A 12476-nucleotide genomic window follows, 5' to 3' on the forward strand; every position below is an offset into this window, starting at 1 on the left:
GCGCCCGCGTCTAGGTGGCGGGCGCAACGGCTGCCGCATTGCCGCCGGGGTCACACGAGGTGGCGGGCGGCGGCCCAGCGGGTGAGCTCGTTGCGGTTGGACAGCTGCAGCTTGCGCAGCACCGCCGAGACGTGGGTCTCCACCGTCTTGATGCTAATGAACAGCTCGGAGGCGCACTCCCGGTAGGTGTAGCCGCGGGCGATGAGCCGCATGACCTCCCGCTCCCGGGCCGACAGGCGGTCGAACTCGCAGTCCGCCACGGCCACCTCTCCGGCTCCCGCGCCGAAGGCGTCGAGCACGAAGCCGGCCAGGCGCGGGGAGAAGGCGGCGTCCCCGGCGGCCACGCGCCGCACCGCCTGGGCCAGGTCGGCCGCCGAGATCGCCTTGGTGACGTAGCCGCGCGCCCCGGCGCGGATGACGCCGACGACGTCGTCGGCCGCGTCGGACACGCTCAGGGCCAGGAAGCGCGTGGCCGGCACGTCCTGGCAGGAGACCACCACCTCGGCCCCTCCCCCGCCGTCGCCGCCCGGCAGGTGCACGTCGAGCAGGACGACGTCGGGGGCCAGCGCGTGCACGGCGGCGACGGCGCCCTCGACGTCGTCGGCCTCCCCGACGACGTCGAGGTCGGCGGCGTGGGCGGAGAGCTCGGAGCGCACCCCGGCGCGCACCAGGGCGTGGTCGTCGACGACCAGGACGCGCAGGGGCGCGGAGGGGGCGGTGGGATCGGCGGGCCTGGCGGGCTCAGTCATGATGCTCCTTGGGAGGGGTGGGAAGGGAGAGGCTGACCTCGGTGCCCTGGGCGAGGCGGCGCACGGCGCCGGTGCCGCCGTGGCGGTCCATGCGGGCGATAATGGACTCGCGCACGCCGTGGCGGTCGGGGGCCACGGCGTCGAGGTCGAAGCCGGGGCCGCGGTCGCGCACGAAGACCTCCATCCGCCTGTCGCTGAGCTCGGCGTAGACGGACACCGGCGGGGCGCCGTGGCGCACGGCGTTGGACAGGGCCTCGCGCGCGGCGGCGACGATGACCTCGGTGGCGCGGTCCGGGACGCGGTCGCCCACCACCACCAGCTCGACCTCCACGCCGTAGCGGTCCTCAACCTCCCCGACCAGGTCGCGCATGGCGTCGGCCACCGAGGTGCCCGCCTCGGGCCGGTCGGTGTAGAGCCAGGCGCGCAGCTCGCGCTCCTGGGAGCGGGCGAGGCGGGCGACGGCGGCGGGCTCGTCGGCGCGCTTGCGGATGAGAGTGAGGGTCTGGAGGACCGAGTCGTGCAGGTGGGCGGCGATGTCGGCGCGCTCAGCCTCGCGGACCTCGGCGGCGCGGGTATCGGCCAGGGCCCGGTTGGTGCGCAGCCACAGCGGGGCCAGGACGAGCCCGATGCCCACCACCAGGGCGGCGCCGGTCAGGGCGCCCGCGAGCAGGTCGGCCGGAGCGGTGCCGCGGCTCATCCACATGAGGATACCGACGGCCGCCAGGGCGACGCCCCCGGCCATGCGCAGGCGGGCGCCGATATCGCGTCCGGGCCCGGTGACGGCATCGACCTGGGACCATGCGAGCGCGGCCCCGGCCCCGGTGACGGCCAGCGGCCCGGCCCAGCTGATGGAGGACTCGACCCAGCCCACGGAGGAGAAGACCCCAGCGCGCCACAGGGCGAGCAGAGCGGCGGCGAGCAGGAGGGCCCCTCCGCCGAGGACGGAGCGCAGACGGCCGGAGACCGAGAAGAGCTCGGCCGGACGGTGGGCGAGCCGGGCGCGGCCGGCGGGCACGGCACCGGCCGCCTCGGCCCACGGGTCGCCGGTCGGGACGGTGAGCCACAGCAGCACGTACAGCAGGGGGCCGGCGCCTCCCGCCAGGGCCGTCACGACGGCGATGACCCGCACGACCGCCACGGGCGCGCCGAGGTGGATGGCGACACCGGCGCACACGCCCGCCAGGACGCGGGCGGGTCGCTGCCGCGAGGGCCCGCCCGCGGGGGGCGCCCCGAACCGGGCGGGGGCCGAGGAGGCCGGATGACGGGGAGGACGCCGCAGCGGCAGCGGCCGCGGAGCGGCGTCGCTGAAGCGCAGAGACGACAGGGACGACAGAAGGGTCGGGAGCCAAGGCGGCGGGGGGCCGGCAACGGGCTGCGCTGACGGCCGGCCTGCAGGCTGTTCCCGGGCTGTGGTCGTCATGGTCCTATCGTGGCACGCCAGGCGGGGCCCCGAGTCCGCCGCGGGGAGGAATCAGGGCGGAGGCGAGCGGAATCGGGGGACGTCTCAGGGTCTTTCCCGATCGTCAGGGGCCGGGTCCGACGGCGACCATGGAGCCATGAGCAACTCCGACATCCCCCCTGACGACCCTCATGACGACTCCGGGACGGCACCGCCCGACAACGATCCGTCCCAGTCGACTCCCGCGACTCCCGCCGCGCCCGGCACCGGCGGCCCGACTCCCCGGCCCGCACAAGACCCGACACCCGGCGGCACCCCCGAGGGCGGAGCGGGCCCTGCCGGGGCTCCTCCCGGCGGCTACGCCGCGGGCGCCGGCCAGTGGGCCTACCCGCCGCCGCGGCGCGGGGCGGCCTCCGGCTTCTTCGACTCCATCCGGCGCTCCGGCCTGGTGCGCACCGATCAGCGGTGGCTCGGCGGAGTCGCGGGCGGGGTGGCGCGGCGCCTCGGCGTGGACGTCACGCTCGTGCGCTGCATCTGGTTCGTCCTGTCGGTCTTCACCGGCCTCGGCCTGGTTCTCTACGGCCTGGCCTGGGCGCTCCTGCCGGAGGAGTCCGACGGGCGGGTCCACCTCCAGCAGGCCCTGGCGGGCGACATGAGCGCCGGCCTGGCCGGGTCAGTCGTCGTCTTCCTGGCCGGCCTGGCCTCCGTGGACCACGGCTCGGCCCTCTTCTGGTTCCCGGGCGGCTGGCACTACTTCTTCGGGCCCGCGCCGATCATCGGGGTCGTCCTCTGGCCGCTGTTCTGGACTGGCCTGTTCGTCGGGGCGATCATCTGGCTCGTCCGGTCGCTGCGCTCGCGGCCGACGTACGGCCCGCAGCCGCATCCCGGCCGGCTCGGCCGACCGGGCCCCGCGGCCGGACCCGGCCCGGCGCATCCGGGCCGGCAGCAGGCCGCGTGGGCGGAGGGGGCGCACGCTGCACGGGCAGCGCACACCACGCCTGCGGGAGCGCCCCCTGCGGGAATGGGGCCGGGGACGCCTCTCCGGCCCGGCTACGGCCCCCGGCCCGTGCCGTCTCCGCGCCCGCACGTCCCCGGCCCCGGCCGGACGGTGAGCCTCCTGGTGATCGGGCTGGCCCTCATCGGCCTGGCGCTCGCGGGCCTGGGACGCACGACCGGCACCATCAGCGCCTTCCAGGCGGTCTTCTTCACGAGCGGCGGCCTGATCGCGCTGCTGGGCGGCGGCGTCGTGGTCTCGGCGCTGCGGGGCCGGCGCGGCGGCTGGATGACCGGTATCGGCTGGCCGGCCCTCTTCGCGACCCTGCCCCTGGTCTTCCTCGGGTCCCTCATGCCCCCGCAGGCCATGAACGGCCCCACTCCCAAGCACCCCGTCACCATTGCGCTCACCGACGCCGATCTCAATCCCGGTACGACGGCCTACCCGGTCGCCTCCGACGGCACCATCGATCTGGGCGCCTACGCGGCCGGCTCGGTGACCCTCGACCTGCGTCAGGTCACGCGGGAGGCGAGCAGCGATGGGACCGCCGTCCACCTGACCGTCGGCGCCGGGCGCGTCCTGGTCAAGACCCGCGAGGGCCAGCCGGTCCACGTGGACGGACGGGCCGGTCTCGGAGTGCTCACGACCGATCTGGCCTCGATGTGGGACGCGGACGGCACCGCCGCGGACGCCGACCGCTGGAACGCCGGGCCCCGCCACTGGCGGCCCGGCCCCGACAGGGGCTACACGGTCACCGGGGAGGAGCTGTCCTCGTCCCGTTCGTGGTGGCGCCTGAGCGACGAGCGCGCCGGAGTCACCTCGCCGGCCGCCCAGGACGGCCGCGGGCGGATCGACGTCGACGCCGAGATCGGCACCGGCGCGATCCAGATCGAGGAGTCCTCCTCCCAGACGCGCTGGAGCGGCTCGACGGAGACCTCCACATGGGTCGTGGACTCCTGGACCGACGACAACGGCTACCACGACGAGCTGCCTGTGGCCGGCATGACTCACCCGGCCGTCAGCTCGGACACCGCCGACAGCTGCCTCGACCAGGTTCTTGACAATAACGACGATAACGACGATGACGACAATGACGGCGATGACGACCGCCCTTGGGCGAGCTGGCGAGACCTCTCGGAGCTGTCCGGCCGGCAGCGCTCCGCCTACGAGGGCTGCCTGACCACCGCGTGGGACCGGGAGGAGAGGGCCCGCGGCTCGGCGCCCACAGCGACGCCGTCCCCCACGACGTCGGCCCGGCCCACCGATGCGCCCTCACCCACCCCGACGCACTGACCCGCCATCTGAAGGAGAGAACCATGAGCACCGACAGCATCAACAGCACCGAGGGCGCGAGCAGCCTGAACAGCCCTGGCAGCCCTGACAGCCCTGACAGGGCCCCCGCGGGCCTCACCGACCGATCCCCCGAGGCGCCGTCCGACCCGGACGCGGTCTGGACGGCCGGCTCCCTGGGGCGCGGACCGCAGCCGCACGACAAGCGCAGGCCGATCCGCAGGAGCACGCTGACCTGGGGCCTGATCCTGACGGCGCTGGGCGGGCTGCTCATCGCCTTCGGAGTGGGTCTGCACATCGATCTGGTCACCACGGGGATCGTGCTGCTGGCCGGCACCGGCGTCCTCGTCCTGGTGGCGGCGCTGCTCCCCCACTCGCGAGGCCGCTCCACGCGCTCTTGAGCCCGGCGGGGGCGAGCAGGACAGGGGCCGGACCCGCTGGCGGGTCCGGCCCCTGACGCTGCGCCCAGCGCCGGTTCGGGCCGCGCTCAGCGCCGGTAGACGATACCCTTCCTGACCGCCTCGACGGCGGCGTCGTCGAGCAGGAGGCGGACGATCTTCAGGCCCAGGTCGATGGCGGTGCCCATGCCGCGGCTGGTGAGCAGGTTGTCGTCGATCACGACACTGTCCTCGCTGGTCTCGGCGCCGTTGTCCTCCAGGACGCGGAGGAAGGCCGGGTTGGCCGTGGCGCGGCGGCCGGCCAGCAGTCCCAGCTCGGCGGGGATGGAGGGGGCGGCGCAGATGGCGGCCAGGGGCAGGCCGGCCTCCAGGCGGCGGGTCACCTCGTCGGTCACGGCCCGGGTGCTCTTGAGGTTGGGGGTGCCGGGGACGCCGCCGGGCAGGAAGACGAGGGCGTAGTCGGTCAGGTCGACGTCGGCCAGGAGGGCGTCGCAGCGGAAGGTGACGCGGTGGGAGCTGGTGACCGACAGGTCGTCTCCCACGGCGAGCATGTCGACGGCGATCCCGGCGCGGTAGAGCACGTCGACGACGGCCAGGGCCTCGACCTCCTCCAGCCCGTTGGCGATGAGCACAGCGACCCTGGCGTCGGTGGCCAGCTTGTCCGGTGTGGGCACGGTTCCTCCTCAATTCAATGCGGATGACGGATGGCGATGAGTAGCGGTGGACGATCATGTGCACGGCGGGCGCGCCGCTCGTCCCCGACCATAGTCCCGGCCGGAGGCGATCGGGAAGGCCCGGCGCCGGTGTCCCCGGCCGCTCCGGGGCCGCCCTCAGCGCTGCCTCAGTAGGCGGTACTCGGCGTCGTCGAGAAGCGGCCGGGCCGACTCGGGGGCGTACACGCTCAGCCCGCCGTCGGACACGGCCAGCTCCACCGCCCCGTCCTCGCCGACGGTGACCGGCTCGTGGCCGCCCAGGACGCAGACCCACCGCCGTCCCGCATGGCGGGCGCCGACGTCGAGCCGCTTGGAGCCCGCCCGGCGGTCGGACAGCACCACCGCCAGGCCCGAGCCGGGGTGGGCGGCATCTCCCTCGCGCGCGAAGCCGACGACGTCCGGCTCGTCGAGGGCGTCGTGCTGGGGGCCGTGCGCGAGCGCGCGGCGCATGGTCATCAGCAGCGGCAGCTCGGTGACGGCCGGCAGGTCGCCTGTCTCGGGGGTGCCGAACAGGTCGCCCCAGAAGACGCAGGGGGTTCCCGCCTCGCGCAGGAGGATCAGTGCGTAGGCGGAGGGCTTGAACCACGGCAGGACGGTGGAGGCCAGCGACTGGCCGGGCTGGGTGTCGTGGTTCTCCACGAAGGTGACGGCGCGGGCGGGGTCGGCCCCCACCAGGGTGCCCTCGAAGAGGCGGGACAGGTCCATGTCGCCGTTGGAGGTCGAGGCCGCGTGGAGGCGGAAGTGGAGGGGCACGTCGAACAGGCTCGTGGAGGGGACGGCCTCCAGGTAGCGCTCCAGCTCGGCGACGTCACGCGACCAGTACTCGCCGACGGCGGGCAGGTCGCGCCCGGTGGCCCGGCGCAGCCCGGGCAGCCACCGGGCGAAGAAGTCCGCGCCCACGTGCTTGAGGGCGTCCAGGCGCAGCCCGTCCACGCCGGTGGCCTCCACGTACCACCGGCCCCACCGGTCCAGCTCGGCGGCGACCCGGGGGTCGGTGGCGTGGACGTCGGCGCCCATGAGGTAGTCGTAGTTGCCGAGCTCGTCGGTGACGTGGTCGTTCCACTGCTTGCCCTCGAAGAGCCACACCCCGGCCAGGTGGCGGGACTCGTCCCAGTCGGTGCCGTGGAAGCAGGTCCAGTCCCAGGTGAAGTCCGAGTGGGCCCCGGCGCGCCCGGGGAAGGTGAAGCGGGTCCAGGCGGTGATCTCCTCGGCCGGCCCGATGGGGCGGCGCCGGTCCGCGGGGTCCATGGGGGTGGCGCGCACGACCTCGGTGGAGTCGGCCCCCATGCGGTGGTTGAGGACGATGTCGGCCACGACCGCGATGCCGGCGGCGTGGAGAGCCCCGACGGCGGCGAGGTAGTCGTCCTTCGTGCCGTACTTGGTGGCCACGGAGCCCTTCTGGTCGAACTCGCCCAGGTCGTAGGTGTCGTAGACGCCGTAGCCGACGTCCTCGGCCCCGGCCCGGCCCTTGTAGGCGGGCGGGAGCCAGGCGGAGGTGACGCCGCAGTCGGCCAGCAGGGAGGCGTTGTCGGCCAGGAGCCTCCAGTGGGCGCAGTCGGCGGGCAGGTCCCAGGCGAAGGCCTGGAGCAGCAGGGGGTTGATCGGTTCGTCGCTCACGTGCAGCCACGGTGCCAGGCGAGCCCGGGAGCCGCCTGGGAGCCGGCGGGACCGCCGCGGGCTCAGGCGCCCTCCAGAATCTCGCACCAGGTCAGGAAGGACTCGGTGCGCGCGACGGCGTCGGCCAGCCGCTCGTCGCCGAAGCCGTGGGCGGCGCCGGGCACCCGCACGAGGCGGGCGTCCGGCAGCAGGCGCGCCGCGTCCTCGGAGACCGAGATGGGCACGTCGGCGTCCCGCTCGCCGTGGACCAGCAGCACCGGGATGCGCAGCCGCGCCAGCTCGGCGTCGACGTCCAGACCCCGGGCGTCGGCGGCGTAGCGGCTCCCGAGGGCGATGTCGCGCCCCTCGACGCGGTGGGTGAAGGTCCGCGGCGCGGCGGAGGCGGGGCCGAAGCGGGCGCGCATCGACTCCGGCAGGCGCAGCGCCGGGTACCACAGGACGAGGGCGCCGACCTGCGTCGGCCGTCGGGAGGCCGTCAGCGCCGCGACGAGCCCGCCCTGGCTGCGTCCGAACAGTGCCGTCCGGCCGGTGTCGACGAAGGGCCAGGCGCCCGCCGCGTCCAGCACCGCCTCCAGGTCGGCGATCTCGGTGAGCACCGACATGCCGGTCGTGGGCCCGGCGGTGGGCGCCCCGCCGCCGCGGAAGGAGGGGACGACGGCCACCGCCCCGGCGGCCGCGAACCGCTGGGCGATGCCGGCCACGCGCAGCCCGGACTCCCCCAGGCCGTGGCAGCACACCACCAGCGGCGCGCGCACCCTCCCGGCGGCGGCCGCGCGGGGCACGTAGACCAGTGAGTGAACCAGCGGGCCGGGCGAGTCCGCTGAGTCCATGCCGCCCGCATCGGTGCCGCCGGCCACCGGGGTGCTGAGCTCGCGCGTAAGGACGTCGCTCATCGTCGCGGCTCCGTCCCGCTCGGCGCCACCCGCGTCCCTGTACATGCGCTGCTCCCTTCTGCGCCCGACGACGGCAGCAGGCCGTCGACGGACCGCAACAGCCTACGGGAGGGCGCCGCGGCCCGCTCGGTACGTGCAGAACGCGCATACCGTCGGAGTCGGACCGGTGCGGGCCGGGATGACGGCCCTGTCCATCACGCAGGCGCGCCCAGTCGGGTGCCCAACGGCCCAGTCCCGGAGGGGCGCACATGGGAGCGGGGCGACCGGACGAGAAGGGCATCGGTTTTCGTTGAGATTCCGGGGTTCTGCCTGGATCGTCAAGACGAGTTGACGGATGGCGGAGAACCGCGGAATCATGCGGAAAACCGGCACCCATTCCGGCAGAGCCCTCCTCTCCCATGTGCAACCCCCTCCGCAGACCCGCGCGCCCCGGGGACCGAACATCCAGATGTCACTCGGGTCAATGACCATGGGATCAAGTCCCCGACGGCCCGCCGGACGCCTGCCGCCTCGTCGCGATCGTCAGTGCCGCCGAGGGGCCGGAAGCCGGTCGGGCGGGTCGGCGGGGCCGGTGCACCCGGAGCAGAAGTATCGGTCACAACCCGATCGCGCCAGGGCCGAGACCGCCGGAACCGCTGCGCGCCGCAGCCCGCTCGGCACGCGCACGCCGCGCGCGGGCTCACAGCCCGGGCAGGCCGTCCTGCGGGGCGCCGAGGTCGGGCAGGCGGGCGCCCTCCAGGCGCAGCATCCGCATCTTGCGGTCGGTGCCGCCCGCGTAGCCGGTCAGGGACCCGTCGGCGCCCACCACTCGGTGGCAGGGGACGATGACGCTGATCGGGTTGCGCCCCACGGCTCCCCCGACGGCGCGGGCCGAGCAGCGGTGGCCGATCTCGGCCTCGACGGCGTCGGCGATCTGCCCGTAGGTGCGGGTCTCCCCGCGCGGGATGGCGCGCAGGCGGACCCACACGCGCTGCTGGAAGCCGGTGCCCCGGGGGGCGAGCGCGGGCGGCTCCCCCGGGTCCTCCCCGGCGAAGTACAGGTCGAGCCAGGCCCGGGTCCGCCCGAGGACCGCCGGCTCGCCGCCTCCTGGATCGACGGCGGCACCGGCGCCGTCCAGCCCGGCCCGGTCGTGGCGCTGGCCGTCGAACCAGGCCCCGACGAGCGCCCCGTCGTCGGGCAGGCCCTCGCCGAGCTCGGCGGCCAGGGTCATGGGCCCCAGCGGCGAGTCGTAGGCGAGCATGGCGGTATGGCGGACATGACGCATGAGGGCAGTCTCTCAGAAAGGCTCTCTCAAGGGCCCTGCGCCGCGGCGGCCTCTTACCGGCGGCGCGTGGCGGGCGCGGCCCGCAGGACCAGGATGCGCTGGGAGAGGCGGCGCGCCGGCGCCAGCCCCAGCAGCGGCCTCAGCCAGGGGCGCATGCGCCCGATGACATCGGTGAGGAGGACGTCGTAGAGCAGCGCGGACCCGGGGGCGGCCGTCCGGCGGAGCTCCTCGGCGCCCGAGCACCCGTAGGTGAAGCGCGCGCCGGTGGCGACGACCGAGCGCTCCCGGCCGTATCTCTGGAACAGGCGCGGCATGACCTCGACCAGGACCGTCGCCCCGGGGAGGCTCCCGGCGATAATGCCCATGAGCCCGCGCACCTGGTCCTCGGTGAGGTACATGGTCAGGCCCTCGACGACCACCAGGACGTCACCGGCCGCCTCCACCTGCTCGGGCCAGTCCGGATCGAGGGCGGAGGCGGCGATCAGGTGCCGGCGCTCGCCCTCCCCCAGCAGCAGGGTCTGGCTGGCGCCGGCCAGGTCCACCCCCTCGCGCGCGCCCGCCGCCAATGCACTCACAGCAGTCATGGGGTCATGATGGTGCGCCCGCGGCGGGCCGCCAGGACCGTCAGCACGAGCCCGACCGAGCCTGGTTCTGCCAGGGCCTGTTCCGCGGGCGCCGGCGGCCCTTAGCCTCGGGGCTGTTCGCAGACCCGACGTGAAGGAGATCTCGCATGGCCCGCACCACCACCGTCTTCCTGTTCCACCCCCACCTGGACGCCTCCCGGGTCAATGCCCGCCTCGCGCAGGCGGCCCGCGGCGCCGGGACGCCCGAGCGCCCGGTCCAGGTGCGCGACCTGTACGCGCTCTACCCGGACTTCCGCATCGACGTCGCCGCCGAGCACTCCGCGATGGAGGGCTCCGACCGCATCGTCCTGCAGTTCCCCATGTACTGGTACTCCTCGCCGGCCCTGGTCAAGCAGTGGGAGGACGACGTCCTCACCTACGGCTGGGCCTACGGGCCGGCGGGCACCGCCCTGCACGGCAAGGAGCTGGCGCTGGCGGTCTCCCCCGGCGGGCCGGCCGCCGGCTACACGCACGCCGGCTCGGTCCACTACGAGCTGCACGAGCTGCTGCGCCCCTTCCAGGCGACGAGCGACCTGATCGGCACCCGCTTCGCCGTGCCCTTCCTCACCCCCGGCGCAATGAGCCTGACCGATGAGGAGCTCGCCGAGCGGGCGCGGGACTACGCCGCCTGGCTCGCCGCCCCCGACCACCCGCAGCTCGGCGCCTTCGAGTAAGCAGAGCGGCGGGCCCGGGCGGCGAGACCGAGGCCCGGGCGCGGTGCCTCGGCGGCCTCAGCGGTAGGCCTCCGAGGAGGCGCTCTCGTCGTAGCCCGCCACGAGGACCAGGCCCGACAGGGCGTAGGGGCCGCCGATGTAGGGCAGGACCTGCACCAGCGCCGCGGCGACCTTCTGCCTGGTGTTGCCGGCCCTGATGGCCCCCGCGACATGGGGCCGCAGCTGGGCGGCCGCCCCGAGGGCGGCGACGGCGACCAGGCTGACGAGCTCGCGCGTAGCGACGTCCAGGCCGTCGCGGGTCTCCATGTCGCCGAAGGCGCCCGAGGTCAGCAGGTGCGGGACGACCCTGTCGAAGGGCTCGGGCAGCGCCGAGAAGACCGCCTTGACCTCGTCGCCGTACAGCGGGGCCTGGATGGCGGCGCCCGCGGCCTCCCGCTGCTCGTGGGCGACGGTGGCGGCGTCGGGCAGGGGCAGGCCCACGCCCGCGGCCGTGAGGACCTCGTTGGCGGTGGCGGCGGCGTTGAGGGCCTTGGGGTAGCCGATGTAGGGCGCGCACTGGTAGATCGCCTCGCGCATCTCCAGCGGCGCGACGCCGACGTTCAGGGCCGCCCTCACGTGCGCGGCGAGCTGCGGGAGCGTCTGCATGGCGGCCAGCACGGTCACGGTGAGCAGCTCGCGCTCGCCGTCGGTGAGGACCCCGGTGGCGAAGACCTCGCCGAAGATCTGGTTCTGGAGGATCTCGTAGAGCTCGGGGTCAGTGGGGTGGGGCTCCGGCTCGGCGCCGAACAGTCGGGCGAAGGTCTGGCACGCCTCGGGGGTCAGGGCCATGGTGGATCTCTCCTCAGGTTCTGGGCTCACTGGACTCACGGGGAGCCGCGGAGCCTTCCGGCCGGCTCTCCCGAGCTGTCACAAAGCATGGCACCCGTGCCGCGCCCCCGACAGGCCCTGGGAGAGCCTGACTGGAGCGCCGGACTCACCGGGGCTCACGGGCCGCCGGGGCTCACAGCACGCCGACCCGGCGCAGGTGGTCGTCGGTGACCGCGAGCGCCGCCTCCAGCTCCTCCCGCTGGAAGCCGTGGCCGGCGCCGGGGATGGGCGCGAAGCGCGCGTGCGGGAGGACCTGCGCGGCGCGGCGCCCGTAGGAGACCGGGACGAGGCTGTCGGCGGTGCCGTGGACGATGAGGGCGGGACCCGTGTAGCCCGCGAGCTCGGCGTAGATGTCGAGGTCCCACACGTCGGCGGCATAGCGGCGCCCGAGCGTCTGCCCCATCCAGGAGAAGGTCTCGCCGACCTTGTCGAGGGAGCCGAGCCCGCGGTGCAGGTCGTCGACGATGCTCAGGGCCGGGTGCCAGGCGACGACGGCGGCGAACAGCCTGGGGCGCCGCGCCGCGGTGAGCAGGGCGACGGCGCCGCCCTGGGACTGGCCGAGCAGGACGAGGCGCTCGGCGTCGATGGCGGCCCATGGCCCCTGCCCCGAGGCCGCCCCGGCCCGGGCCGCGTCGACGACGGCGTCGAGATCGGCGACCTCGGTCAGGAGGGACACGCCGGTCATGTCCCCGCCCGGCCAGCGGCCGCGGAAGGTGAAGCGGAAGGTTGCCAGGCCCACCTGGTTGAGATGGTCGGCGACGTCGTTGGTGGCGGCCAGGGAGGCGGCGACGCCGTCGCAGCAGATGGCCAGGGGCACCCGCCCGTCTGCGTGGCCCGCGGGCGGGTCCGGGGGAGGGCCGGAGGGAAGGCCGAGGACTCCGTCCAGCGGCTCCCCCGCGTCCAGGACCTGGAGCCTGTGGCTGCGTGCGCGAGATGTCATGTGCTCAGTGTCGCCCACGCGCGACGGCAGGGCGCCGCCGGCGCACCGGCGTGGC

Annotated in this window: 12 protein-coding genes; 3 read left to right on the forward strand and 9 right to left on the reverse strand. The window is 74.9% G+C overall.

The features are described from left to right. Nucleotides 1–50: 50 nt before the first annotated feature. Both AIF0345_RS11750 and AIF0345_RS11755 read right to left on the reverse strand, forming a co-directional pair. Nucleotides 51–749, reverse strand: a complete 699-nt coding sequence (locus AIF0345_RS11750; RefSeq protein WP_285296243.1) for a response regulator — start codon at nucleotides 747–749, stop codon at nucleotides 51–53. Further along, nucleotides 742–1923, reverse strand: coding sequence for a sensor histidine kinase (locus AIF0345_RS11755; protein ID WP_404975931.1), 1182 nt, complete (start codon nucleotides 1921–1923; stop codon nucleotides 742–744). Before AIF0345_RS11755 ends, AIF0345_RS11750 begins: the two co-directional genes overlap by 8 nt. A gap of 382 nt (nucleotides 1924–2305) precedes the next feature. Here AIF0345_RS11755 and AIF0345_RS11760 point away from each other — a divergent pair, with 382 nt between their 5' ends. Together AIF0345_RS11760 and AIF0345_RS11765 are read left to right on the forward strand one after the other, a co-directional pair. Beyond that, complete coding sequence (locus AIF0345_RS11760; RefSeq protein ID WP_285296245.1) at nucleotides 2306–4435, forward strand: PspC domain-containing protein; 2130 nt, start codon at nucleotides 2306–2308, stop codon at nucleotides 4433–4435. Between the two features lie 23 nt (nucleotides 4436–4458). After that, on the forward strand, nucleotides 4459–4833 hold the full coding sequence (locus AIF0345_RS11765; protein WP_285296246.1) for a hypothetical protein: 375 nt from the start codon (nucleotides 4459–4461) through the stop codon (nucleotides 4831–4833). A gap of 86 nt (nucleotides 4834–4919) precedes the next feature. Here the strand turns inward: AIF0345_RS11765 and AIF0345_RS11770 are convergent, their stop codons facing one another. From AIF0345_RS11770 to AIF0345_RS11790, 5 genes are all read right to left on the reverse strand, one after another. Then, nucleotides 4920–5504: a DJ-1 family glyoxalase III gene (locus AIF0345_RS11770; RefSeq protein ID WP_273166084.1), complete on the reverse strand. Its 585-nt coding sequence runs from the start codon at nucleotides 5502–5504 to the stop codon at nucleotides 4920–4922. Between the two features lie 156 nt (nucleotides 5505–5660). Then, nucleotides 5661–7160: an alpha-amylase gene (locus AIF0345_RS11775; protein WP_285296247.1), complete on the reverse strand. Its 1500-nt coding sequence runs from the start codon at nucleotides 7158–7160 to the stop codon at nucleotides 5661–5663. Between the two features lie 62 nt (nucleotides 7161–7222). Next, nucleotides 7223–8053: an alpha/beta hydrolase family protein gene (locus AIF0345_RS11780; protein ID WP_285296248.1), complete on the reverse strand. Its 831-nt coding sequence runs from the start codon at nucleotides 8051–8053 to the stop codon at nucleotides 7223–7225. A gap of 679 nt (nucleotides 8054–8732) precedes the next feature. Then, nucleotides 8733–9317, reverse strand: a complete 585-nt coding sequence (locus AIF0345_RS11785) for a methylated-DNA--[protein]-cysteine S-methyltransferase (protein WP_285296249.1) — start codon at nucleotides 9315–9317, stop codon at nucleotides 8733–8735. Nucleotides 9318–9370: 53 nt separating this feature from the next. Then, a complete protein-coding gene (locus tag AIF0345_RS11790; RefSeq protein ID WP_285296250.1) occupies nucleotides 9371–9901 on the reverse strand; it encodes a hypothetical protein in 531 nt (176 codons plus the stop codon). Nucleotides 9902–10047: 146 nt separating this feature from the next. On the opposite strand from AIF0345_RS11790, the gene AIF0345_RS11795 reads away from it, so the two are divergent. Next, complete coding sequence (locus AIF0345_RS11795; RefSeq protein WP_285296251.1) at nucleotides 10048–10614, forward strand: NAD(P)H-dependent oxidoreductase; 567 nt, start codon at nucleotides 10048–10050, stop codon at nucleotides 10612–10614. A gap of 57 nt (nucleotides 10615–10671) precedes the next feature. On the opposite strand, the gene AIF0345_RS11800 is transcribed toward AIF0345_RS11795, so the two are convergent. Together AIF0345_RS11800 and AIF0345_RS11805 are read right to left on the reverse strand one after the other, a co-directional pair. Further along, complete coding sequence (locus tag AIF0345_RS11800; RefSeq protein WP_285296252.1) at nucleotides 10672–11442, reverse strand: carboxymuconolactone decarboxylase family protein; 771 nt, start codon at nucleotides 11440–11442, stop codon at nucleotides 10672–10674. Between the two features lie 172 nt (nucleotides 11443–11614). After that, a complete protein-coding gene (locus AIF0345_RS11805; RefSeq protein ID WP_052374695.1) occupies nucleotides 11615–12421 on the reverse strand; it encodes an alpha/beta hydrolase family protein in 807 nt (268 codons plus the stop codon). Nucleotides 12422–12476 lie beyond the last annotated feature (55 nt).

The sequence above is a fragment of the Actinomyces israelii genome, from assembly GCF_030253495.1.
In the GTDB taxonomy this organism is placed as follows: Bacteria; Actinomycetota; Actinomycetes; order Actinomycetales; family Actinomycetaceae; genus Actinomyces; species Actinomyces israelii.